Raw genomic sequence first — 598 nt, 5'->3', positions numbered from 1 at the left:
TTATATAATGAGGATGGATCGGTAAAAGGAGTTATAACTCAAGACATGGGTTTAGATAAGGAAGGAAATAAAAAAGATGGCTATGAACCCGGGATGGAATTACATGCTAAGGTGACTGTATTTGCAGAGGGCTGCAGAGGTCATTTAGGAAAACAATTAATTAAAAAATTTGACTTAGATAATGGAAAAGATCCACAACAATATGGAATTGGTTTTAAAGAAATCTGGAAGATTGACGAAAAAAATCATGAAGAAGGTTTAGTTATGCATACAGCAGGTTGGCCACTAGATAAAAATACTTATGGAGGAAGCTTTGTATATCATGCTGAAAATAAGGAGGTTTATTTAGGCTATGTTATAGGTTTAGATTATAAAAATCCTCACTTATCACCTTTTGATGAATTTCAAAGATTTAAAACTCATCCAGCGATCAGCAAAATGCTGGAAGGAGGAAAAAGAATATCTTATGGAGCAAGAGCTTTAATTGAAGGAGGTTTTCAAAGCTTACCTAAAATGTTTATGCCTGGCGCCCTTTTGATTGGATGTGATGCAGGTACTTTAAATATGCCGAAAATTAAAGGTTCCCATACAGCAATGA

At 34.4% G+C, this 598-nt stretch carries 1 protein-coding gene; it reads left to right on the top strand.

The genetic code is table 11. The features are described 5' to 3' along the window. On the top strand, window positions 1-598 hold a 598-nt coding region (locus tag AMN84_RS03635), incomplete at both ends, for an NAD(P)/FAD-dependent oxidoreductase (RefSeq protein ID WP_143755544.1).

Source organism: Candidatus Pelagibacter communis (genome assembly GCF_001180105.1).
Taxonomy (GTDB): Bacteria; Pseudomonadota; Alphaproteobacteria; order Pelagibacterales; family Pelagibacteraceae; genus Pelagibacter; species Pelagibacter ubique_K.
Note: the sequence above shows the minus strand (reverse complement) of the source record. Positions and strands in the feature narration are given on the sequence as shown.